The organism is Frigoribacterium sp. SL97 (genome assembly GCF_026625765.1).
Taxonomy (GTDB): domain Bacteria; phylum Actinomycetota; class Actinomycetes; order Actinomycetales; family Microbacteriaceae; genus Frigoribacterium.
On the sequence record NZ_CP113062.1, the window covers coordinates 3554985 to 3577291 of the forward strand.

The following is a 22307-nucleotide window of genomic DNA, read 5'->3' on the forward strand; positions in this document are numbered from 1 at the left end:
GAGAAAAACCTGGTCAGCGATGACTTTTTGCTAGACGGACTAGCGACGGGGCTAGACTCCCCCTCATGCCCGATCAGCACGCCACCGCCGCGCCCTTCGACGCGTCCGGCTATTGGTACAGCAGCAGCACCGAAGAGCGCGGCGTCACGGTGTTGAACACCCTCCGCGCCTACCGTGCCGCCGAGGTCGCGATGCGGGCCCGCACCCGCAAGTCGATGAAGATGAACGACACCGACCTCGCGGCCCTGCGGTTCCTGCTCCGGGCCCAGCGGCTCGGCGACCCCGTCAGCGCGAAAGAACTGGCCGCCCAGCTGAAGATCACCTCGGCGTCGACGTCGGTGTTGATCAACCGCCTCGTCGCGAGCGGGCACATGCTGCGCCACCCCCACCCGACCGACAAGCGCGGGGTCCTGCTGACCGCCACGGGCGACTCGAACACCGAGGTGCGCGACACCATGGCGGCGATGCACGCCCGCATGATCTCGACGGCCGAGTCGCTCGACGCCGACGAGGCGGCCGTGGTCGTGGGCTTCCTGCAGCGCATGACGGCCGCGATCGAGATCGACGACCACCACGTCGACGGCGATCCGGCCGACCGGGCCGGCACGGGCACGGGCACGGGCACGGGCACGGGCACGGGCACGGGTCACCATCCGTCCTAGCCGTTGAGCGAACAACTGGTGAACTGACTAGATCGACTAACCATCGACGTGACAGTCTGACCGCGCGACACCGATTCACGGCGGTGTCGTGACCGTCCGAAGTCCCACCGTTCCGCCAGGCATCGCAGGGGTGCCAGAGACGAGCCGAACATGACCACGATCGACGTCGCTCGCAGCGACCGCACCACCGCCCGCAGCACCTTCTCCGAGGTGCGCGACACCGCCCGCCAGCGAACGCTGGCCGTCATCGCGACGGCTGCCACCGGCGCGAGCGTCAGTCTCGTCGCCGCCCTGCTCCTCGCGCTCGGCGTCGTGCGATGACGTGCCCGTCGGGCTTCTCCGCCCAGCAGATGCAGGGTCTGACCCACGAGCAACTCGTGTCGTTCGTCCGCGGCTCGGTCACGACGGCCGTCTCGGCCGCCGACCTGCACGCCGTCAGACCGACTCGACCTGCGCCGACGGGAGCCGTCTGCGCATGACGGCCACCGCCTCCTCGTTGCTGTCGACGAGCAGGTAACGACGACCGAGGGCATCCGCCACCGCCCCGGTGGTGCCGCTGCCGGCGAAGAAGTCGAGCACCCAGTCGCCTTCGCGGCTGGAGGCCTGCACGATGCGACGCAACACGCCCTCGGGCTTCTGCGTCGGGTAGCCGGTCTTCTCGCGACCGGTCGGCGACACGATGGTGTGCCACCACACGTCGGTCGGCAGCTTGCCCCGGGCGACCTTCTCGGGTGTGACGAGCCCCGGGGCCATGTACGGCTCGCGGTCGACGCTCGTCGAGTCGAAGTGGTACTTCGTGGGGTCTTTGACGTAGACCAGGATCGTGTCGTGCTTGGTCGGCCACCGGGTGCGACTCTTGGCGCCGTAGTCGTAGGCCCAGATGATCTCGTTCAGGAAGCAGTCCCGCCCGAACAGGGCGTCGAGCAGCACCTTCGCGTAGTGCGCCTCGCGGTAGTCCAGGTGCAGGTAGAGGGTGCCGTCGGGGGCCAGCAGCCGCCAGGCCTCGGCCAGGCGCGGTTCGAGGAACGACCAGTAGTCCTCGAAGCGGTCGTCGTAGCCCATCAGGTCGCCCCGGATGCGCTCGTACCGCACGCCCTTGAAGCCCGCCACCGAGGTGGTCGAGTCCTCGGCGCTGCGCACGGACGTCGTCGACCGGCGACGCTGCTGCCGTCCGGTGTTGAACGGGGGGTCGAGGTAGACGATCGTGAACCCGCCGTCGGGCAGCTGCGCCGTGACGTCGAGGGCGTCGCCGTGGACCACGAGGCTCGGGGAGGCGGTGGTCCAGTCGAGGGGCATCCGACCATTCTGCTGCCTGGCGGGCACCGACACGCGCCCGACTCCCGGCCCGGGGCGCGTAGCGTGTCGGGATGACCACCGAGGTAGAGAACCGCCCCACCCAGAACCAGTACGCCCTCGTCGAGGACGGCGAGACGATCGGCTTCGCGGCCTACGACGTCGCCGGCCACGAGATCCGCTTCACCCACACCGAGATCGACCCCAGCCGACGATCCGCCGGCCTCGGGGCCCGGCTCGTCCAGGGCGCCCTCGACGACGTGCGCGCGAACACCGACCTGCGCGTCGTGCCGGTCTGCCCGTTCGTGGTCGACTTCGTCGAGGACCACGTCGACTACCGCGAGCTGCTCGACCGCTGACCGCGGTGCGGCCGCCGAGGCGACCACGGCGAGACCGCCGAGCCGTACCCCCGGCAGGAGGCGCGGGTCGCCTCGACGGCGCCCCTCACGTGCTCAGGGCACGCGCGCCAGCCACTCGGGCGTCGCGAACTTGGAGGTGACGAGCTGCTCGGCCTTCTCGAGCTCGGCCTCGGTGACGTGCCCTTCGGTCGCCCCGTAGAGGCCGGTGAAGGTCTGCTTGAGCCGCTCGATGATCTCGGCGCGGGACAATCCCGTCTGGCTCCGGAGGGGGTCGACGCGCTTGGCGGCGCTGGTGGTGCCCTTGTCGCTCATCTTCTCGCGGCCGATGCGCAGGACCTTGACCATCTTGTCGCCGTCCATGTCGTACGACATGGTGGCGTGGTGCAGCAGGGCCCCGTTGCCCAGGCGCTTCTGCGCGGCCCCGCCGATCTTGCCCTTGGCGCTGGTGATGTCGTTGAGCGGTTGGTAGAAGGCGTCGATGCCGAGCGACTTGAGCGCCGTGATGACCCACTCGTCGAGGTACGCGTACGAGTCGGCGAAGCTCATGCCCTGCACGAGCTCGCCCGGGGCGTAGAGCGAGTAGGTCACGATCGACTGGGCGTCCATGAACATCGCACCGCCGCCGCTGATGCGGCGCACGACCTCGAAGCCATGGGTCGAGGCGGCGTCGAGGTCGACCTCGTTCTTCAACGACTGGAAGCTGCCGATGACCACGGCGGGCTGGTCCCACTCCCAGAAGCGGAGCGTGGGCCCGCGGCGGCCCGCTCCGACCTCTTCGGTGAGCACCTGGTCGAGGGCGAGGTGCACGTTGGGCGACACCGGGGCGTCGTGGATGATCTGCCAGTCGTAGTCGCGCCAGTCGGTCGCCTTCGAGAGGCTGCGGCGGATCGCCACGGCGATCGCCTCGGGCGAGAAGCCGAGCAGCACCGCGTCGGCCGGCAGCCCCTGCTTGATCGTCGCCGCGATCGTCGCCGCGTCGGATTCGACCGGCAGGCCGTTCACCGCCCGGTCGACGGCGTCGAGCGCCGTGTCGGGCTCGAGGAAGAAGTCACCGGCGAGACGGAACCCGGCGATGCGCCCCTCTCTGACGTCGAGGTCGACGACCACGAGCTTTCCGCCTGGGACCTTGTACTCACCGTGCATGGTCGCAGCCTATGCCTGGTGCCCCACGCGGTCGTCGAGCCACCGCACCAGGTCGGCGACGACCTCGTCGCGGTTGGTCTCGCGGAACACCTCGTGCCGGGCGCCCTGGTAGACCACGAGCTCGACGTCGCTGAGCCGACTGCGGTTGACGTACGCATCGGCGAGCTTGCGGGCGCTGGCCTCGCCGCCGAGCGGGTCGTCGTCGCCGACGAGGACGAGCACGGGGAGGTCGCTCGCGAGCCGGGTCGAGGGGCGACCCATCAGCCGCAGCGTGTCGGCCGTGCCGAACAGCTGTCGGGCCGTCGCCTGCACCGACAGGGGGTCGGCCGCCATGGCGTCGACCACGGCCTGGTCCCGGCTGAGCCACTCGTAGCCGGTGTCGCCGAGGTGGGCGTGCCGGGCGTTCAGGTCGCCCGCGTTCATGCTGCCGGGCATGCGATAGGCCGTGCCGCTCAGCACGACGGCGTCGAACCGGTCGGAGCCCTCGTCGACGAGCTTCTGCGCCATCAACGAGCCCCACGAGTGCCCGAGCAGCACGAGCGGCGAGCCGGGGTTCTCGGAGCGCGCGATGCCCGTCAACCGGACCACCGCCTCCATGGCCCCGCGCAGCCCCGACGGGCCCAGGCGGCCGAGCTTCGTGTGGTCACCGCCCCACTGGCCGAGGCCGGTCTCGCCGTGACCGAGGTGGTCGTTCGCGTAGACCGTGTAGCCGGCCCGCACGAGGTCCTGCGCGAGGTCCTCGTAGCGCAGGGCGTACTCGCCGAGGCCGTGGGCGAGCTGCACCACGGCCTTGGGCGACGCCGCCTTCCAGACGTAGTAGTGCACGGTCACGCCGTGGGCATCGGTGAACTCGTAGTCGCCTCGGGCGGCGGAGAAGGTGGGCACGGAGCCAGTCTCCCATCACGGAGCCCCGCGGGCCGGGCCGGTCCGGCCCGGGCCCGCCGGGCCCTGTCCCGTCAGCGCCGGGCGTCGACGTCCGTGCGCACCACGCCGAACGCCTGGTCGAGGTCGACGTCGACCTCGGTGCCGTCGTCGAGGCGCACGTCGACCTCGTAGGCCACGCCGGTGTCGTCGCTGCGGTCGGCATCGGTCACCGTGCCCCCACCGGCGGCGGCGAGGGCGGCGGCCGCGGCCCGGTCGTAGTCCGCGCCGGTCAGGTCGTCGTCACGGGCCGAGTCGTCGCGGGTCGAGTCGTCGCGCCCCGAACCGGCGACGGGCGTCGGGGTGGCGTCCGACCCGAGCGAGTCGTCGTCGCGGTCCTCGCCGGCGACGGGCGTCGGGGTGGCGCCGGACCCGCGCGAGTCGTCGTCGTCGACGCGGCTCGAGGTGACGGAGTAGTCGTCGTCGAGCAGCACCGTCGCCTCGCGACCGTCGGGCAGGACGACCTCGACCTCGTAGCCGACGAGTCCGTCGTCGAGGGTGTCGACCTCGGTCACGGTGCCGCCGCCGGTCTCGGCGAGCGCCGCCTCCTGGGCCCGGTCGCGGGTCTGCGCGGACACGCCGTCGTCGAGGCCCGAGGCGAGGGCCACGCCGCCGCCGCCCAGCACGAGGACGCCCGCGATTCCGCCGGCGATCAGCAGGGACTTCTTCTTGGTGAGGGTGTTCTTCAGCATGGTTCGCTCCGTTCGTGGGGCCGCCGGGCGGCCGGGTCTGTCGCTCTCTCGAGCCGATGGACCCCACTCTCGCGAGAGGGCACTGAAGCGGTCCTGAAGCGACCTGAAGATCCGTTCAGGAGGCGCGGGTCGCGTCACCGGAGCGGGCGGGTCCACGTGCCCCTCGGCGGGTCGGCGCGCACCCGCCCCGCAGGGCGGGAACCCGCCGACCACCCGGTGGGGCGCTCGGGTCAGGCGGGACCGGCGGGGAGGTGGACCACGAACCGGGCACCTCCGAGAGGCGAGGCCGTGACCGACACCGCGCCTCCGTGGACCCGGACGATCTCGCGCACGATGGCGAGCCCCAGTCCGCTGCCGCCCGCGTCGCGGGCGCGGGCCTCGTCGAGGCGCACGAACCGGTCGAACACCCGCTCGCGGTCCGCCTCGGCCACCCCGGCGCCGTCGTCGTCCACGGTGAGGACCACGCCTCCGTCGCGCTCGACGAGGGCCACGGCGACGCGGGCGTCGGCGTGCCGGGCCGCGTTCGCGACGAGGTTGTGCACGACCTGGCCGAGCAACCCCTCGTCGCCGTCGACGCGAGCCGGGCCGACGGCCGTGGCGTCGACGGTGAGGGGCCCCCGACCGTCGGCACGGGCGACCCCGCGCAGGCGGGCGGTCTCCGATAACACGAGGTCGTCGAGGTCGACCGGGCGGCGCGTCACGCCCAGGGCGCCCTCGTCCGCCCTGGCGAGGACCAACAGGCCCTGCACGAGCGCCGTCAACCGCGCCTCCTCGCCGAGCACGGTGCCGGCCAGGGCCGCACCGTCGATGCTGCCGGGGTGGAGCAAGGCCACCTCGGCGTGCTGCCGGATGGTGGCGAGCGGCGTCTTCAGCTCGTGCGAGGCGTCGCCGACGAAGCGCCGCTGGGCCGTCGCCGACGAGTCGAGCCGGTCGAGCATCCCGTTCAGCGTGCGGGCGAGGCGGGCGATCTCGTCGCCGCCGCCCGGGTCGGGCAACCGATGCGACAGGCTCTGGGCCGTGACCGTGTCGACCTCGCGGCGCATCGACTCGACCGGGCGCAGGGCACGGCCCACGACGAGCCAGGTGGTGACGCCGAGCACGAGCAGGGCCACCGGGATCGCCACGCCGAGCGTGACGAGACTGGCCGAGGAGGCGGCGCTCGCCTCCTCGAGGGAGCGCGCGGCCACGACGCCGTACCCGGTCGTGACGACCCGGGTGGGGACGGGGGTGGCGACGTCGGTGGAGGACGTGGCGTCGTCGTCCGCCTCGCCGTCGTCGGGGCGCGAGCCGCCCGACCCGGAGTCGGCGTCGGCGTCGTCGTCGTCGTCATCCGTGGGGGTCGGCGTCGGGGTCGGGGTCGACGCGGCCGGCGTCGGCGTCGCGGTGCTCTCGACCCCGACGTCCTCGCGTTCGACGACGAACGCGTCGCCGTCGAGCGAGACCCGGTCCCCCGAACCGGACGACGCGATCGACGAGGCGACGTCGGCGAAGTCGTCGTCGCCTCCCACGGCGAGCACGCGCCCGGACGCGTCGGTCACGACGACCAGGGACCCGTCCGTCTCGCCCGCGACGGCCACGCTCGGCGTCGAACCGATCGCGAGGGCCGACACGGCGCGGTCCACGTCGGCCGAGGCGGCCTGGCGCGGGGCGTCGGCGAGCACGGCCTGTTGCACGAGCGCGAAGACGAGGGCGAACACCCCGAGGGTCAGCGCCACGGCGAGCACGGCGGCCACGGTGATGCGCGACCGCAGCGACGCCCGTCGCACCCGCCGCGGCCCGGTGCCGGCGGACGGCCCGGGCCCTGGAGCCGGGCGGCGAGGGGCCCGCTCAGCCACCCCGCGCCTCCAGACGGTAGCCCGCCCCCCGGAGCGTGACGATGGCTTCTCGGCCGAACGGCCGGTCGACCTTGTTGCGCAGGTGACGCACGTACACCTCGACGATGTTGGGGTCGCCCTCGAAGTCGTCGTTCCAGACCCCGTCGAGCACCTCGCGCTTGGTGACGACGCTGCCGGCGTGACGCATGAGGAACTCGAGCACCGCGAACTCGCGGCTCGTGAGCTCGACCTCGACGTCGCCACGGTGGACGGTCCGCGAGGCGGGGTCGACGCGGAGGTCGCCGGCCTCGAGCACCACGGGGCGTTCACGGGCACCGCGGCGGACGAGGGCGCGCAGCCGGGCGAGCAGGACGGCGAACGAGAACGGCTTGGTGAGGTAGTCGTCGGCGCCGGTGTCGAGGGCCTCGACCTGGTCCCACTCGCCGTCCTTGGCGGTCAACACGATGACGGGGGTCCAGTCGCCTCCCTCGCGCATCGCCCGGCACACGGCGTAGCCGCTCATGCCGGGCAGCATGATGTCGAGGACGACCACGTCGTAGCTGCCCTCACGGGTCCGCCAGAGCCCGTCGGTGCCGGTCGCCGCGACGTCGACCGCGATCCCCTCGGCCTCGAGCCCGAGCCGCAGACCCTCGGCCAGGGTCGCCTGGTCCTCGACGACGAGCACGCGCACGGGGCCTCCCTCGGTCGCGCCGGGTGCGCGTCGTGCCCATCATGGCGGGAGCGCGCTGAAGCCGGGCTGAAGCGGACCGGCAGCGGAGGCGCGGCGCAGGACTCCCCGCACCGCGCCTCCTGAGGGACCGTCGTCAGTGCGCCGAGTAGCCGCCGTCGACGAGGTGGTAGCTGCCCGTGACGAACGACGCCTCGTCGCTCAGCAGGAAGAGGACGAGCGCCGAGACCTCGGCGTCGGTCCCGAGGCGACCGGTCGCGTGCTGCGACTCGAGGTACGAGAGCGCGTCGCCCTCGAGCGAGGCGCGGACGAGGGGCGTGTCGATGAAGCCGGGGCCGACCGCGTTGGTGCGGACGCCGCGCTTCGAGTACTCGAGCGCGGCGACCTTGGTCAGGCCGACCAGGGCGTGCTTGCTCGCGACGTAGGCGGCGTTCTGGGCGATGCCGACCGAGCCGAGCACCGAGCTCATGTTGACGATCGACCCGCCGCCCGCCTCGACCATCGCGGGCAGCTGGTAACGCAGGCCGTAGAAGACGCCGTCGAGGTCGACCGAGCGGACGCGGTCCCAGGCGGCGATGTCGTACTCGCCGATGTCGGCGGCGGGGGCGCCGATGCCCGCGTTGTTGACCGCGAGGTGGAGGGCACCGTAGGTCGTCTTCGCGAACTCGACGGCCGCCTCGGACTGCTCGGGCTTCGCGGTGTTCTGCTCGAACGCCACGGCCGTGCCGCCCGCGGCGACGATCTGGTCGACGACGCCCTGCGCCGCGTCGAGCTTGATGTCGGTGACGACCACCGATGCCCCCTCGGCCGCCAGGGAGCGCGAGATCGCGGCGCCGATGCCGCTGCCTCCGCCGGTGACGAGTGCCGTCTTGTCGCTGAACCGTGCCATGGTGCGTGCCTTCCTCGTTCGTGGGCCGACCGTCGGGGCCGGTCGGGCTCGTCGACGAGCCCGTCTGCGAACGTACGCCCGCAGGCACCCATGAGCAACAGGTGTCGTCTTGATCCGGGCCGATCTCGTGCAGTCCGTGCACCTTCGCTCGTTCGGGGGCAGGGTGGCGGGATGACCTCCCCCACGTCCTCCCCTCCGTCCACCGCCGTCCTCTTCGACATCGACGGCACCCTGGTGGACTCGAACTTCGCGCACGTCGACGCCTGGTCGCGGGCCTTCACCGACGTCGGCCACCCCGTCGACAGCTGGCGCATCCACCGGTCGATCGGCAAGGACTCGTCCCTGCTGGTCGAGGGGCTGGTCGGGAAGGACGCCGCCACGCGCCTCCTCGACGACGCCAAGGACGCGCACTCACGCCATTACGCCGAACACCTCGGCGAGCGGGGCGACCTGCACGTCTTCGGGCGGGCGACCGACCTGCTCGCCGAGCTCGCTCGCCGGGGGCACGGCGTCGTGCTCGCCACGAGCGCGCCCGAGGAGGAGCTGAAGGCGCTGCGCGACCTGCTCGACGTCGAGGACGCCCTCTGGGCCGTCACCTCGAGCGAGGACGTCGAGACCGCGAAACCCGACCCGGGCATCGTCGAGGTCGCCCTCGACAAGGCGGACGTGCCGGCCGAACGCGCCGTCATGGTCGGCGACGCCGTGTGGGACGTCGAGGCCGCGCACCGGGCGGGCGTGACCTGCATCGGCGTGCTGAGCGGCGGCTTCTCCCGGGCGGAGCTGGTCGAGGCGGGGGCCGAGGAGGTCTACGACGACGTGGCCGACCTGCTCGCCCGACTCGACGAGAGCGTGATCGGTCGGCTCGGACGCGACTGAGGCGGGGCGGGCCTGGCAGGCAGGGCGGGCGGGGCGACCTCGGCGACCGCCACCGCGCCTCCTCGTCCGTCGGGCGTGCCCCGGCTCAGGCCGCGGTGCCGGCTCAGGCCGCGGTGCCGACTCAGGCCGCGGTGCCGCCGACGTTGACCATCCAGTGCTGGCCGAAGCGGTCGTCGAGCATGCCGAACGAGTCGCCCCACGGCGCCTGCGACAGGGCCTCGTGCACGGTGCCGCCCTCGGCGAGCGCGTCGAACCATCCAGTCAGCGTCTCGGCGTCGTCGGGTCCGCCGAAGAGCGAGAGCGACACGCTGCTCGCCTCCTCGAGCGGGTACGAGTCGGGGCGGTCCGCCCCCATCAGCAGCAGGCCCGACGGCGTGGCCAGCTGGGCGTGCATGACCTTCTCGGCCTCGTCGGGGGTGCCGACGCCGAACTCGCCGAAGGTGCTGAAGGTGGGGCTGCCGCCGAAGACGGAGGCGTAGAAGTCGAACGCCTCCCTCGCCTCGGAGCGGAACGCCAGGTACGGGGTGAGCTGCACGGTCACGGGGGCCTCCTCGGGTCACGGCGCCGGATGGCGTCGAGCCCAGGGTGGCACCACCCGGGCCGGCGCACCAGCCCCGGATCGACGGCAGGAGGCGCGGGTCGGGCCCCCGGGGTCAGGTCGCCGAGGTGCCGCCTCGCGACGACGCCCACAGCTGCACGGCCAGACCGGCGGCGATGAACCCGAGCATCAGCGCGCCCATGACCACGGCCGTGCCGCCGAGTGCCCCGGCGAGCGGGGTAGCGGCACCGCCGAGCCCGAACTGCAGGCCGCCCGCGAGCGCGGCGGCCGTACCGGGCGCGCGGTGCCCGAGCGCCTGCGTCAGGGTGATCGACCCGGGGATGACCCAGCCCCAGCCCGCCGTCACGAGGGCGAGCGCGGGCCAGATCAGTGCCGGGCCGACGCCGGTCAGCGCACCGACGAGCACGAGGGCCGACCCCACGGTGCAGGTGACGAGCCCCACGGTGAAGAGGTGGTCCTCGGCGAAGCGCCCGACGAGGCGGCGGAACACCAGGGTCGAGGCGATCATGCACGACGCGTTCGAGGCGAAGACGAGCGTGTAGAGGCCCTCGCCGAAGCCGTACTGCTCCTGGAAGACGAACGACGACGTCGCGATGTACGAGAAGAACCCGATCGTCGCGGCGCACCCTGTCACGAGGTACCACCGGAAGCGCGGCATCGCGAGCAGCGTGCCCATCCGTCGCAGCGAGGCGACCAGCGAGCCCGCACCCGGCTCGGGGTCGACGAGCGTCTCGGGCAGACGGCGCGCGGCCGCCCAGGTCAGGGCGGCCCCGAGCACCGCGAGCACGACGAACGTCGCCCTCCAGCTCGACACCGAGAGCACGACACCGCCCACGAGCGGGGCGACGACCGGGCCGACGGCGTTGATCGCGGCGAGCGTCGCGAAGAGCCTGCTGCGCACGAGGCCCGTCGTCGCGTCGCCCACCATGGCCCGGGCGGCCACCGAGCCCGCCGCGCCGCCGAGGCCCTGCGCGACGCGCGCGACGACGAGGGTGGCCGCGTCGGGAGCCACGGCGCAGGCGAGGGAGGCGAGGGCGAACAGGACGGTCCCGCCCAGCAGGATGCGCCTCCTGCCCCGACCGTCGCTGATCGGCCCGATCACGATCTGCCCGACCGCGAACGCGACGAGGAACGCCGTCAGGCTGAGCTGCACCTCGGCCGTCGACGCCCCGAGGTCGCGCGCGATGGCCGGCAGCGCGGGGATGTACATGTCGGTCGCGAAGGGCGAGATGCCCACGACGATCGCCACCGTCAGCACGGCACCCCTCGCGGACAACCAGGAGGGGCGGCTCGGCTCGGCCGGGACGTCGTCGTCTCTCATCGGCACGAGCCTAGGCGCGGGGCGCCCCGAGGGGTCGCGTCGCACGCGGACCGCGACCAGACGTTTACTTAGCCGAACTAAACGAGTATCGTGGCCCGGCGATGACCGACTCCGCGCCTCCCGCCCCCTCCGCCACCCGGGCCGTGCCGCACGCCCACCTCGCGACCGACGTGCGCGGCGCCGTGCTGCGGCTCGCCCGCCGCCTGCGCCAGCAGAAGGCCGACGCCGACGTCACCGACGCCCAGATGGCCGCCCTCGGCTACGTCGTGCAGAACCAACCGCTGACGATCGGGGCGCTGACCGCCCACGAGGGCGTCACTCCCCCGTCGATGAACCGGACCGTCGGCAAGCTCGTCGACGCCGGGCTGCTGCGTCGCACGGTCGACGACGACGACAAGCGCCGCGTGCTGCTCGAGACGACCGAGGCCGGCGCCGCCTTCGTCTTCGAGACGCGTCGACGTCGGGACGAGTGGCTCGTGCCCCGCCTCTCGGCCCTCACCGCGGACGAGCGCCGCACCCTGGCCGACGCCACCGAGATCCTGCGGAAGCTGACCCGCTCGTGAGCGCCATGTTCCGCAGCCTGTCGCTGTTCAACTACCGCCTCTGGTTCGCGGGGGCGCTCGTGTCCAACATCGGCACCTGGATGCAGCGCACGGCACAGGACTGGCTCGTGCTCACCGACCTGACCGACAACGACGCCACGGCCCTCGGCATCACCATGGCGCTGCAGTTCGCCCCGCCGATCCTGATGGTGCCGATCACGGGGCTGATCGCCGACCGGTTCGACCGGCGGCGACTGCTGATGGTCACGCAGCTGAGCATGGGCCTGCTCGGGCTCGGCCTGGGCGTGCTCGTCCTCACCGACAGCGTGCAGCTCTGGATGGTCTACCTCTTCGCCCTCCTGCTCGGCGTCGCAGCCGCGATCGACGCCCCGGTGCGGCAGAGCTTCGTGTCCGAACTCGTGCCCCCCGGCCACCTGACGAACGCCGTCAGCCTGAACTCGGCGTCGTTCAACGGCGCACGCCTGGTCGGCCCCGCGGTCGCCGGCGTGCTGATCGCGACGATCGGCACGGGGTGGGTGTTCCTGATCAACGCCGGCTCGTTCGCGGCCGTGCTGCTGTCGTTGCGGTTCATCCGGGTGGCCCAGCTCGAGCTGAAGCCGGCCGTGTCGCGGGCCAAGGGCCAGATCCGCGAGGGGTTCCGGTACGTGCGCGAGAGGCCCGACCTCGTCGTCGTCTTCGTCATGGTCTTCGTCATCGGCACCTTCGGCCTGAACTTCGCCATCTTCACCTCGACCATGGCCAGCGTCGAGTTCGGTGTCGACGCGAGCGGGTTCGGCCTGCTGTCGTCGGCGATCGCGGTGGGGTCGCTGGTCGGCGCCCTGCTCTCGGCCCGACGTGAGAAGCCCCGCTGGCGCGTGCTCGTCACGGCGGCCCTGGCCTTCGGCGTGACCTGCCTCGTCGCCGCCGTCATGCCGACCTACTGGAGCTTCGCGGCCGTGCTCGTCACCGTCGGACTCGCCTCGATCACCCTGATGACGACGGCGAACGCCACCGTGCAGCTGACCACGGCACCCCGCATGCGCGGGCGCGTCATGGCGCTCTACATGGCCGTCTTCACCGGCGGCACGCCCCTCGGCGCACCGATGGTCGGCTGGGTCGCGAACGTCGCCGGACCGCGCTGGGCCATCGGCGTCGCGGCGGCGTCGGGCTTCGTGGCGGCCGGCGTCGCGATCGTCTGGCTCGTCCGCGGGCAACACCTGCGGGTGCGCCGCGTCCGTGGGGGCGAGCCCGAGCCCGTGACCGGAGCGCTGCCCGTGCTCGGGGCGGGCCGGTTCCACTACCGCCTGCAGCACGACGGCGACGCGGCCGCCGCCCGGGCGCGCGACGAGACCGCGGCCGAGTTCGCCGTCGACGAGGGCACGGCGACGCGACCGTCCTGACCGGGAGGCGCGGTGCCGGCGGGTCAGAGGCGCGCGTAGACCAGCAGGGACGCCAGCAGCACGACGAACGGCGCGATCAGCAGCACGTTGAGCAGCTTGTGCTCGACCATCACGGCGACCCACTCGCGCAGGAAGGCGCTCGGCACGTAGTACGCGGCGGTGGGCGCCCCGACCACGTCGGCGCTGCTGCCGGCGTCCCGCGCCAGCAGCGCGGCGCGCAGGACGTGGTAGTTGTTCGTCACGACCAGGGTCGACCCGGTCCGACCGGCGTCGGCGAGCACCTTCCCCGACAGCACGAGGTTCTCGCGGGTCGAGCGCGACTCGGTCTCGGGCAGCACGTCGGCCGGGTCGGCCCCCTGGGCGATCAGGTACTCGGCCATGGCCTCGCCCTCGGGACGCGGTTCGTCGGCCCCCTGACCGCCCGACGGGACGAGCACCGGCCGCCTCACGCCCTCGGGGGTCGCGCGGTAGATCGCCAGCGCCCGGTCGAGTCGGCTGCGCAGCAGCGGCGGCACCTCGCCGCGGATCAGCCCGGAGCCGAGCACGATCAGGGCGTCGGGCTGCTCGCGCACCCGGGGTCGGGCGTAGACGAGCGACCACAGGGTGAACGCGGCGAACGTGAGCGCGGCGTAGCCGGTGACGAAGACCACGACGATGCCGAGCCCCACGGCTGCGTCCTGGAGGGCCGCGACGTCCGACCGGCGACCGGCCTCGACGATCACGACGACGAGCAACGGCACGCCGATCAGCGCGATGCCGACCAGCAACGACAGCAGGTTGCCGAGGCTGCGCCCTTCGGACCGCAGCATGGTGACGCCGTTCGCGATCGCGAAGACGGCGAGCGCGAGGACGAGCAGGGGCACGAGCGCCACGGCGACGAGGAACACGAAGACGAGCGGCGGGAACGCCGCGACGAGGACGTTCGCGGCGGCGACGACCCCGAAGCCCCCGGCCATCAAGAGGAACACCCCGTTGCGGAACCGGCGGGCGTCCCGCCGACGCGACGCGGCGAAGAGCAGCAGGAAGACGACGGCGATGCCGGCCGAGATCGCGGTCATGAGCAGAGGCTACCCGCAGGGCGCAATGCAACCCGGAGGGCGGCAGGGAGAGAATTTCAGCGCGAAATAAGGGAGCTTGTGACCGCGTGCCGAAAATCTCGGAGGAGCCGGTGGCGTAGCCACTTGAACGGAGTCTCGGAGGTGGCTACGAGGGAGAGCAGCGACCGAGCCGCCGAAGGCTTCACGGCAAAAAGACGTGCCCGAAGGGCATTGAGCGCCGCGTAGCGGCTCCCTGGGAGCGCAGCGACTCCCCCGGACCGCAAAGCGGGCCGTTCGCTACTGTCGACCCGTGATGATGCGAGTCGTGATCCTCCTAGGCGTCGGCCTCATGGTGGTCATCGCCGTGGTCGCGATGGTGCTCATGGTGAAAGACATTCGCGCCAACCGCCCCGCGTCTCGGCGCGCAATCATGACGCTCTGCGCGGCCGGCATCGTCGCGGCCGCGACCATCGCCTACGCCGTCATCTGACACGAGCGCGCGTCGGCCGGCACAGGACTCGAGAACGGTCGGAGTGCACGAAGAAGCCCCCGCCCGGCTGGGAGAGCCGGAATGCGGGGGCTGCTACTGCCTAGCGGGTTAGGGACCGCCCGGCAGCTCTCGGCCAGCTCGGGGGGAAGCTGACCGGAGCCAAGCTACGCGCAGCCCACTGACGGCTCTCTCGGGCTCAGTAGGGAGCGACTGAGGTCACGATGCGATCCTCGGGCAGCGTGGCGCGCACCTGGTCGATCGCGGCGGCCGGTGTCGGGGCGTTGACCTCGACGGCCATGGCCTCGGCGATCGTGTCAGCCTTGGGGCGGTGCCTGACGAACCAGCTCATGACCGGGCGCTACCCGGGGTCACGACGGCCACTCGTCCGGCTCAGGGTGCAGCCGGCCCGTGAGGGCCGACAGCTCGGCCTCGTGCTGGATCATCCATGCGACGGCGCTGTTCAGGCTCCCCTCTCGGCGCAGCCAGGGCCGGCCGCCGGCATCGTCTCGGCCGTGGGCGTAGCAGTGGTAAACGATGCCGCCCAGCTCGGGGCGCGAGAGGACATAGCCAAGGGGCGCGGCACGGTCCCGGCGTACCTGCCAGACACCGAAGTGTCCCGGTGCTGGCGGCACTGCGAACGGGTGCGTTGGGATCGGCCGGCGCAGAATTTTGGCCACTGCTTCACCTGATCCTCGAACTCCCACGGCGGGAGCGTAGGGCGAGCCTCCGTCAGTGCAGTTCGGCGGGCCTGTTTCGGCTGTCCCAGAGGTCGAGAGCTATCTCGATCATGTCGAGCGCGGCATCGAAGTAGCCGGCTAGGGCAAGCAGGCTGGGCGTCATCATGAAGTCGGCCCCGCCGTGCTCGGACGGACCGACTTGCTCGCGGTCAAGCATGAGAAGAATCATCGAGCCGTTCGCGTGAGCCATGCCACTAGAGGTCTGCCAGAGAGTCAACGGCGACTGGAACAACGACGGCAGTAGTGGGCCTAGCTCTTTAAGACGATTCGTCACCCTCTCAACGTCTCGAAGGTCGACGCCAACAAGTCCGGGCCGCGCGTCCCGGTTCCTTTCGAGGGCGGCAAGAGTTCGCGCCCACCCTGGGTCGTCTCGTTCCAAATGCTGCATGGCGACGTGAACCAGACGGCGGTTCTCGCGCGCGAGTTTCAATGACCGAAGCACTCGGTCGTCGCGGGACGACGGGTGCAGGAGCCACAGGGCCGTACCCGCGGCCTCGTAGGCGCTTCTCACAAGCGTGAACATGGCAAAGGGGAGGACGGCTCCGCCGTCCGTAACGATGATCTTGAACGCGTGCAGGTGGTCAAGGGCAACGCCGAGGCCAGCGCGTAGCTGGTCAGGGGCCGAGCTGTACGGGGTCGCGCTTCGGTCCCCCGCGAGTGATGAGCCTGCCTTCACAGCCAGCGCCTCGGCACGGGCCGCAAGCGTGTCGTAGCGCGCGAAGCTGCGCGCCAGTGCGCGTCTCCCCAGCTCCTCGTGCTCGGGAGCTTCCTGCCGGTCATGCTGGCCCCGCTCGCCGTCACCTACTGCTGTCATGCAGCAATCTTGGAGGCCTTGGTTGACGTCCGATAGCCGGTGGCGGTTTCAGGGGGTCGTTGCAACGGGTGGTTGTTTCGGGTCCGAGAGTAGCTCCTGGAACGCTTCTGCCGGTGTCCGGAAGTCGAGGGTTTTGCGGGGTCTGCCGTTGAGTTCTGTGGCGACTTCGAGGAGTCGTTCCGGGCTGTGAACAGTGAGGTCGGTGGACTTCGGGAAGTACTGCCGGAGAAGCCCATTGGTGTTCTCGTTCGAGCCGCGCTGCCAGGGCTTGTGGGGGTCGCAGAAGTAGATAGCGAGGTCAGTGGCGAGGGTGATGTCTTTGTGCCGGGCAAGCTCCGTGCCCTGGTCCCAGGTCAACGACCGGCGCAGGTGTTCGGGCAGGGTCTTGATCGTGGGGATCATGGCGTCGCGGACGGCGTCGGCGCTGTGCCCGTCTGGCAGGTGCAGCAGCATCACGTAACGGGTGGTCCGCTCAACCAACGTTCCGATGGCGCTCCGGGCGTTCGTGCCGACGATGAGGTCTCCTTCCCAGTGCCCGGGAACGGCGCGGTCTTCCACCTCGGCAGGGCGTTCGCTGATCAGGACCATGTCGCGGATCTTCGACCACGACGCCCGCCTGGCCTCGCCCCGGTGTCGGCGGATCGCCCTGCCGGTGCGGAGGTGTTTATGCAGGTCAGCGCGCAGGTGCCCGCGCCCCTGGACGAACAGGGTTTGGTAGATCGTCTCGTGGGACACGTGCATCTCCGGCCGGTCAGGGAAGGACCTGACCAGGTCATCACGGATCTGCTCCGGGGACCAGTTCCGCACCAGCCGAAGCTCGACCTGCAGGGCAAGCTCGACCCGGTCCAGCTTCCGGGGCTTCGGGCGCCGCGCCCGTTCCCGGGATCGCTTCTGGGCGGCGTAGGGGCGGTAAGCGCCGCCGCGTGAGCTGTTCCGGGTGAGCTCCCTACTGATCGTCGAGGGCGCCCGACCGAGCTCGGCCGCGATCCGGCGGACGCCTGCGCCGCCGAGGTGGAGGTCAGCGATCTTGAGCCGTTCCTCCTCGCTCAAGTACCGGCCCGACCGGGCGGCGCGCTCGAACGGATTCTTCCCTTGAGCGGCTTTGAACCATCGGTAGCCCTGACGCGGATGCACGCCGACAGCATCGCAAGCAGCCGGCCTGCTCAAGCCCTGTCCGAGTAGCTCCCAGAACCAAGCCTCCCGGGCACGTTGTTCCAGCCTCGATCCCATCTGCAGCACTCCGATTCACGGTGGTGTTGCAACGACCACCTGAACCCAAGGGTGGTCGACCGGACAGGGCGGTCAGGCCGCCGATCGGGCGCCGGCCGCGGCGATGGTCTCGCGGTACGCCTCGATCTTCCGTTCCAGCGCCGCAAGGTGCCGTTGCACCTCCGCCTGCCGAGCGAGAACAGACGCGTGGTGCTGTTCGAGAAGAACGAGACGTCGAGAGTCGTCAGCACCGGCCCTGTACGCGGCCGCGTACTCGCGCATTTCCTGGACGTTCATCCCCGTGCCGCGGAGCATCACCGTTCCCGCGAGCCAACTCAACGCAGCAGTGTCGTACCGACGCCACCCGTCTGAGCCTCGTCCTGGTGCCGGCGCGATGCCTTCTTTCTCGTAGTAGCGGATCGTGTCAACGGTGACGCCGAGCAGATCCGCCGCGACGCTGATCGTCACGGGCTCGTCAACATTGACCTCGGGAAGCAGCATGGGCACAAGTCTCCCACTTGACATGGTCTGCACACCAGGGTCGAGAGTCAAAGCGTCCGGGTCGACCCGGCGGTGAACGGAGAACTTCCATGCAGCAGATTCCTCTCGGCTCTCAAGGCCTCGCCACATCCCCACTCGGGCTCGGGTGCATGGGCATGAGCGCCTTCTACGGCGGCGCGACTGAAACAGGCTCCGCCGAGACCATCCGGCAGGCTCTCGACCTCGGCATCACCCTTTTCGACACGGCGGAGGCTTACGGGCCGTTCGAGAACGAAAAGCTGCTCGGCCGGGTCCTTGGCGCTGACCGGGACCGGGTGGCGGTCGCGTCAAAGTTCGCTACCAATTTCGCCGATGACGGCGCACCGATCGGCCTTGACGGCTCCCCGGAACACGCGCGGCGCGCTATCGACAGATCCCTGAGCCACCTCGGAACCGACCACGTCGACCTCTGGTACCTCCACCGTGTCGACCCGAACGTGCCGATCGAGGACACCATCGGCGCCATGAGCGAGGCCGTCAGCGCCGGTAAAGCCCGCTACATCGGGGTCTCAGAGACCTCCGCTGAAACCCTCCGCAGGGCCCACACAACATTCCCGATCACTGCAATCCAGTCCGAATACAGCCTGTTCGAGCGTGATGCCGAACACAACGGAGTTCTCGACACCGCGCGGGAACTCGGCATCGGATTCGTGCCGTTCTCCCCTCTCGGTCGCGGATTCCTTTCCGGCACCGTCACCCGCAAGGACGACCTACCCGAGGGTGATGCACGTCGAAACCTTCCCCGGTTCTCCGACGAAGCGATCGATGCGAACCTCCGCGTCGTCGACGCACTCAAGGTGATCGCCGACGAGAAGAACGTCAGTACCGCGCAGCTCGCCCTTGCATGGCTGATCCGGGCCGGCACGGTCCCTATCCCCGGCACCACGAAAGCATCCCGCGTCAAGGAGAACGTCGCCGCAGCAGACGTCGTGCTCACTACGAGCGACCTCGAGCGGATCGAGGCTGCCTCCCCGCACGGCGTGGCCGTCGGGACCCGCAATACCGAGGCTGGCATGGCTCGAGACCGCGGTTAGCACGCAAGATTTGCACCCCTCCATGTGCCGGGCGCACGAGGGGCAAGGCAAGACCACTCAGTGCCCGAACGCAACCCAGTGGTGACCCTCCCTCGCTAGAGGCCTTACTAGTTGCTGGGCGGGGTGCCGCCGTCGCTCGGGGCGCCGCCCGCGGGTGCACCACCGCCCATGCCGCCGGTTGCCGCCTGCTGCTCGACGCTGTTTGCGTAGTCGTCGGTCGGGTCGCGGTAGATCGTGTGGACGTGGCCCCAGCCGGAGGTGGAGACACCTTCGACGTCGGCGCCGGCGGAGCCCTGCTGTGCCTGGAATCCGACGTAGACGTTCGGCCCGGAGATGGAGAAGTTGATGCCGTCGCCCTGGGTCATGTCGTAGGTGGTCTCGCCCGACCAGGCGATGACGGTGTCGTCGAGGGTCGCCTCGATCTCGGCGCGGGTGGTGGCGGCGCTCTCCTCGTCGGCCATGCCCGACCAGTTGGCGACCAGGTCGAGCAGGAGCTCGCGCTGCTCATCGGTGAGGTCGGCGCCGGTCAGGCCGGCACCGGTGGTGAAGTCGCAGGTGTCGCCGGGGGCGCACATGGTGACGTCTCCGGAGGTGAGGGTCGCCTGCTGCTCGGCCGTGAGGGAGTCGTAGAACGCGAACGCGTCGGTGTAGATCCCATCGAAGGCCTGCACCTCGGTGCCGTCGTCCGTGGTCCAGTCCGCGGGCTGCACGCCGAGGTGTGTCGGGGCGAAGGTGATCGCGTCGGCGGTGCCGTCGAGGGTGGCGTTGATGCCGAGGTGGTGGCCGCCGAACTGGACTTCGTAGGCGCTGGTGTCGGAGGCGTCGCCGAAGAACGCGATGTAGTACTGCCCGAGGACATCGGCATCGGTGGAGCTGGAATTGTCCGCGAGGTACTGGTCGCTGGCGATGATGTTCGAGACGGTCTCGTAGGCGTCGTCGCTGAGGAGTGCCTCGATTACCTGGAGGGCGGCGACTTGCTGCTCTTCCGTGAGGTCGGCGACGTCCAGCCCGGCCCGGTCGACGAAGGTGATGGGGAAGTTCGACCACGAGGTGGTCTTGGTCTCGTCGCCGTAGTCGTAGGTGACCGCTTCCTTCTGCTCGTCGGTGAGCGTGGCGAGGAACGCCTGAACGGCTGCGGTGGTGTTCGTGATGGTCTCGGCGGTGGTGCTCGAGTCCGATTCCGTGACCTCGGTCGCTGCCTCGGCGACGGTGAGGTCGCCGGTGGCGCTGCTCGAGGTGGTGGTGCCGGAGCCGGTCGTGCTGGAGGAGCTGGTGGTGCCGGCGGCGCAGCCGCTGAGCAGGAGGCCCCCGACCAGGAACACGGTCGTTCCGAGGAGGAGCTGGTGGCGGCGCGGGCGCTTGTTCGTGTCCGTGGTCTTCGTCATGGGGCAAAGCTAAAGAGCCCGGCTTGGTCAATTCAATGAGAAATCTATGAGCCGGTCATGAGAGCCGGATCGGTTTCAGGCGTCGTGAAACCGTCCGATAGACGATCCCCTATCAAGACAACGACAGTCTGCGGAAGCCGAGGCGCATCGTCTCCATCTACGAAGATGCGCAAACACCTCCCTGCGGCATTAGACAGCGTTGACGAAAGACCTGTAGACCAAGTAGATGCGCATTGATGACGGGCGGCCTGTCCGGGTCGATCTTGACCCTCGCCCCCGCTTCATCTGGTGGGGTCAGGATGTCGACGACGAAACGCGAGATGCCGTCGCAACCCGAGCCACGCTTGTCCAGACCTTCCCCACGGAAGACGCGGCACGTCGCCATGCGGAGCAGCAGTCCTGGCCGAGCGGCCCGCCGGAGGCCCTGAGCATCGTCGACGCGCGTGGGGTCAAGGACTACCTCGACCGCAAGGTGAACAAGCTTGATGAGGAGGCGGCCCTCACCTGTATCAACTTGGCCGACGATGTCCGTCACTCACTGCGCCTCCCCCCGCCGCGATCTGGAGCCGCGCAAGCCGTCTACGACAAACTGGTCCAACGACAGTTCAATTACCTCACCGACGACAGCCGTGTTAACGCGCTGAGCAGGTGGAGCTTGCGGGAACTAGGCCAGCTCCAGAAGATGCTGCGTTCGTCGCTGCGCTGTCTAGAAGCAGGCCTTGTCGAGCCCCGATAAGCGATCGGCTATCGGGCAACACCCCGTTTTATCTTCTGGCCCGACTTCAGAGACAGCCATGCCCTTCTACGTCAACGCTCTTGGCGGTGTATCAACGAGAATGGTTCATATGGCGCACACGGACACTGGCCCGGTTGGCACTTTGATGACCGTCATCGGCCAGCTGCTTGATCCACAGGTATCTCGCAAGTTCCACGGGCACATCATCGTCTCCAGCGGTGGAGACGAAACCCGTTACGAGGTGTGGGCTGATCCCGAGACGGGCTGCTGGGAAAGCGTCGACCACGCCGCTGGCATACGAGACGTTTACAACCCCATCGACGGACTGCTACTGACCTCCCCTGGGCAACGCGATGAAGAGGACGTCGATCGAGGCACCGTTGAAAACATGCCAGCTCACCTGGGTCTTTTCTTCCCCCTAAGGATGGGTATCTGGTCAAGGTCCCGGGACCGCTGGCGCATGACGGGCGCGACAACGGGCGCAGATGGTCGCACGGTTGTCGGCTTACAGGCCTTGGATGACAACTCACAGGGAAGCCTGACCGTGACCACCGACGGCGTTCCGGTCCTCTTCCGTGAGCCCGAACAGGACATCGTCTTGGAGATGCACGAAGCTTTCGGGGGCAGACCTGACTTCTGGTGGAAGAAGTAGCTGACCGCCCCCGAACACCAACTCCCGTGGAGTCCATGGATGTGCCAGTCAGTGCTTAAGCGACTGCCCGGCCGGCGATCGACTAACGGGCACCAGCTTCGACTCCGCTAACGTGCCGACACGAGCCACGGAAGGAGCACCCTTGAGAGTCACAGTCGAAGTGGGCGATTGGGAGCACGAATGTTGCGGCCCGGCGATCGAACGCAACGATGTAGTCGACCTGGGCTGTCTTCGTTGGCGGGACGCGGACGGACAAGTGCGGTTGATCGAGACCCACCACGACTCCCCCATCGAAACTCGTATCCGCGGTCGGGTCGTGGACATCCTCGTGCTCGCTGAGGATGGCTCCGCGACACCAATTCTTCGCGTTCCCAGCGGCGCGGCCCTGCGCGGATTTGACGACGAGGACGACGGGCACCTCGAGACACCGTGGTCGGGCGAACTCGTCAACGAGCGCAACAGGCGCTTCCTCGTGACAGTGAAGTCGTAGAGGCGAGAAATCACTCTCACTCCA

General features: G+C 70.1%; 27 protein-coding genes. 11 read left to right on the top strand and 16 right to left on the bottom strand.

Features of this window, described 5'->3' with window-relative positions; all coding sequences use genetic code 11:
- Positions 1–65: 65 nt before the first annotated feature.
- The gene (locus tag OVA02_RS17315; RefSeq protein WP_200412817.1) at positions 66–662 is read left to right on the top strand and encodes a MarR family winged helix-turn-helix transcriptional regulator; all 597 of its coding nucleotides are present in this window, start codon (positions 66–68) and stop codon (positions 660–662) included.
- Positions 663–812: 150 nt separating this feature from the next.
- A complete protein-coding gene (locus OVA02_RS17320) occupies positions 813–983 on the top strand; it encodes a hypothetical protein (RefSeq protein WP_157485415.1) in 171 nt (56 codons plus the stop codon).
- A 114-nt stretch (positions 984–1097) separates the two neighbouring features.
- Here the strand turns inward: OVA02_RS17320 and OVA02_RS17325 are convergent, their stop codons facing one another.
- Positions 1098–1958 (bottom strand): DNA-methyltransferase, encoded by an 861-nt coding sequence (locus OVA02_RS17325; protein WP_159825869.1) that lies wholly within the window; start codon positions 1956–1958, stop codon positions 1098–1100.
- 71 nt (positions 1959–2029) lie between these two features.
- On the opposite strand from OVA02_RS17325, the gene OVA02_RS17330 reads away from it, so the two are divergent.
- On the top strand, positions 2030–2314 hold the full coding sequence (locus OVA02_RS17330; protein WP_056047314.1) for a GNAT family N-acetyltransferase: 285 nt from the start codon (positions 2030–2032) through the stop codon (positions 2312–2314).
- A gap of 93 nt (positions 2315–2407) precedes the next feature.
- On the opposite strand, the gene OVA02_RS17335 is transcribed toward OVA02_RS17330, so the two are convergent.
- The 6 genes from OVA02_RS17335 to OVA02_RS17360 all read right to left on the bottom strand — a co-directional run bounded on the left by OVA02_RS17335 (position 2408) and on the right by OVA02_RS17360 (position 8461).
- Positions 2408–3457 carry a lipoate--protein ligase family protein gene (locus tag OVA02_RS17335; RefSeq protein ID WP_056047318.1) on the bottom strand — a complete coding sequence of 350 codons (1050 nt, stop codon included), beginning with the start codon at positions 3455–3457 and terminating at the stop codon, positions 2408–2410.
- A 9-nt stretch (positions 3458–3466) separates the two neighbouring features.
- Positions 3467–4342, bottom strand: a complete 876-nt coding sequence (locus OVA02_RS17340; RefSeq protein ID WP_056047320.1) for an alpha/beta fold hydrolase — start codon at positions 4340–4342, stop codon at positions 3467–3469.
- A gap of 71 nt (positions 4343–4413) precedes the next feature.
- The gene (locus OVA02_RS17345) at positions 4414–5070 is read right to left on the bottom strand and encodes a PepSY domain-containing protein (RefSeq protein ID WP_056047323.1); all 657 of its coding nucleotides are present in this window, start codon (positions 5068–5070) and stop codon (positions 4414–4416) included.
- 230 nt (positions 5071–5300) lie between these two features.
- A complete protein-coding gene (locus OVA02_RS17350) occupies positions 5301–6905 on the bottom strand; it encodes a sensor histidine kinase (protein ID WP_267658931.1) in 1605 nt (534 codons plus the stop codon).
- Positions 6898–7575 (bottom strand): response regulator transcription factor, encoded by a 678-nt coding sequence (locus OVA02_RS17355; protein WP_200413617.1) that lies wholly within the window; start codon positions 7573–7575, stop codon positions 6898–6900. The genes OVA02_RS17350 and OVA02_RS17355 overlap by 8 nt, the downstream gene beginning before the upstream one ends.
- Before the next feature lie 133 nt (positions 7576–7708).
- Positions 7709–8461: an SDR family NAD(P)-dependent oxidoreductase gene (locus OVA02_RS17360; protein ID WP_056047333.1), complete on the bottom strand. Its 753-nt coding sequence runs from the start codon at positions 8459–8461 to the stop codon at positions 7709–7711.
- Between the two features lie 171 nt (positions 8462–8632).
- On the opposite strand from OVA02_RS17360, the gene OVA02_RS17365 reads away from it, so the two are divergent.
- Positions 8633–9337: an HAD family hydrolase gene (locus OVA02_RS17365; protein ID WP_173151914.1), complete on the top strand. Its 705-nt coding sequence runs from the start codon at positions 8633–8635 to the stop codon at positions 9335–9337.
- Between the two features lie 121 nt (positions 9338–9458).
- Here the strand turns inward: OVA02_RS17365 and OVA02_RS17370 are convergent, their stop codons facing one another.
- Both OVA02_RS17370 and OVA02_RS17375 read right to left on the bottom strand, forming a co-directional pair.
- Entirely contained in the window at positions 9459–9878 is a 420-nt protein-coding gene (locus OVA02_RS17370; protein ID WP_056047339.1) for a VOC family protein, read from the bottom strand.
- Positions 9879–9990: 112 nt separating this feature from the next.
- On the bottom strand, positions 9991–11217 hold the full coding sequence (locus OVA02_RS17375; RefSeq protein ID WP_192124160.1) for a multidrug effflux MFS transporter: 1227 nt from the start codon (positions 11215–11217) through the stop codon (positions 9991–9993).
- Between the two features lie 101 nt (positions 11218–11318).
- On the opposite strand from OVA02_RS17375, the gene OVA02_RS17380 reads away from it, so the two are divergent.
- Both OVA02_RS17380 and OVA02_RS17385 read left to right on the top strand, forming a co-directional pair.
- Positions 11319–11780 carry a MarR family winged helix-turn-helix transcriptional regulator gene (locus OVA02_RS17380; protein ID WP_055978010.1) on the top strand — a complete coding sequence of 154 codons (462 nt, stop codon included), beginning with the start codon at positions 11319–11321 and terminating at the stop codon, positions 11778–11780.
- A complete protein-coding gene (locus OVA02_RS17385; RefSeq protein WP_056047345.1) occupies positions 11777–13159 on the top strand; it encodes an MFS transporter in 1383 nt (460 codons plus the stop codon). Before OVA02_RS17380 ends, OVA02_RS17385 begins: the two co-directional genes overlap by 4 nt.
- Before the next feature lie 23 nt (positions 13160–13182).
- Here OVA02_RS17385 and OVA02_RS17390 read toward each other — a convergent pair whose 3' ends face one another.
- On the bottom strand, positions 13183–14217 hold the full coding sequence (locus OVA02_RS17390; protein ID WP_056047348.1) for a YdcF family protein: 1035 nt from the start codon (positions 14215–14217) through the stop codon (positions 13183–13185).
- 304 nt (positions 14218–14521) lie between these two features.
- On the opposite strand from OVA02_RS17390, the gene OVA02_RS17395 reads away from it, so the two are divergent.
- Complete coding sequence (locus tag OVA02_RS17395; protein WP_157485420.1) at positions 14522–14686, top strand: hypothetical protein; 165 nt, start codon at positions 14522–14524, stop codon at positions 14684–14686.
- Between the two features lie 196 nt (positions 14687–14882).
- Here the strand turns inward: OVA02_RS17395 and OVA02_RS17400 are convergent, their stop codons facing one another.
- The 5 genes from OVA02_RS17400 to OVA02_RS17420 all read right to left on the bottom strand — a co-directional run bounded on the left by OVA02_RS17400 (position 14883) and on the right by OVA02_RS17420 (position 17947).
- Positions 14883–15035: a hypothetical protein gene (locus OVA02_RS17400; protein ID WP_157485422.1), complete on the bottom strand. Its 153-nt coding sequence runs from the start codon at positions 15033–15035 to the stop codon at positions 14883–14885.
- 19 nt (positions 15036–15054) lie between these two features.
- Positions 15055–15363, bottom strand: coding sequence for a hypothetical protein (locus OVA02_RS17405; RefSeq protein ID WP_157485424.1), 309 nt, complete (start codon positions 15361–15363; stop codon positions 15055–15057).
- A 52-nt stretch (positions 15364–15415) separates the two neighbouring features.
- On the bottom strand, positions 15416–16237 hold the full coding sequence (locus tag OVA02_RS17410; protein ID WP_056047356.1) for a hypothetical protein: 822 nt from the start codon (positions 16235–16237) through the stop codon (positions 15416–15418).
- A gap of 48 nt (positions 16238–16285) precedes the next feature.
- A complete protein-coding gene (locus OVA02_RS17415; RefSeq protein ID WP_056050004.1) occupies positions 16286–17467 on the bottom strand; it encodes an IS30 family transposase in 1182 nt (393 codons plus the stop codon).
- 72 nt (positions 17468–17539) lie between these two features.
- The gene (locus OVA02_RS17420) at positions 17540–17947 is read right to left on the bottom strand and encodes a MerR family transcriptional regulator (RefSeq protein WP_162234592.1); all 408 of its coding nucleotides are present in this window, start codon (positions 17945–17947) and stop codon (positions 17540–17542) included.
- A gap of 89 nt (positions 17948–18036) precedes the next feature.
- Here OVA02_RS17420 and OVA02_RS17425 point away from each other — a divergent pair, with 89 nt between their 5' ends.
- Positions 18037–19020 (top strand): aldo/keto reductase, encoded by a 984-nt coding sequence (locus OVA02_RS17425; protein ID WP_056044644.1) that lies wholly within the window; start codon positions 18037–18039, stop codon positions 19018–19020.
- Between the two features lie 107 nt (positions 19021–19127).
- Here the strand turns inward: OVA02_RS17425 and OVA02_RS17430 are convergent, their stop codons facing one another.
- A complete protein-coding gene (locus OVA02_RS17430) occupies positions 19128–20405 on the bottom strand; it encodes a DUF3500 domain-containing protein (RefSeq protein ID WP_056044645.1) in 1278 nt (425 codons plus the stop codon).
- A gap of 226 nt (positions 20406–20631) precedes the next feature.
- Here OVA02_RS17430 and OVA02_RS17435 point away from each other — a divergent pair, with 226 nt between their 5' ends.
- The 3 genes from OVA02_RS17435 to OVA02_RS17445 all read left to right on the top strand — a co-directional run bounded on the left by OVA02_RS17435 (position 20632) and on the right by OVA02_RS17445 (position 22283).
- A complete protein-coding gene (locus OVA02_RS17435; RefSeq protein WP_056044647.1) occupies positions 20632–21141 on the top strand; it encodes a hypothetical protein in 510 nt (169 codons plus the stop codon).
- Positions 21142–21199: 58 nt separating this feature from the next.
- Positions 21200–21793 (top strand): hypothetical protein, encoded by a 594-nt coding sequence (locus OVA02_RS17440; RefSeq protein ID WP_157485248.1) that lies wholly within the window; start codon positions 21200–21202, stop codon positions 21791–21793.
- Between the two features lie 160 nt (positions 21794–21953).
- The gene (locus OVA02_RS17445) at positions 21954–22283 is read left to right on the top strand and encodes a hypothetical protein (RefSeq protein ID WP_200922565.1); all 330 of its coding nucleotides are present in this window, start codon (positions 21954–21956) and stop codon (positions 22281–22283) included.
- Positions 22284–22307: the final 24 nt, after the last annotated feature.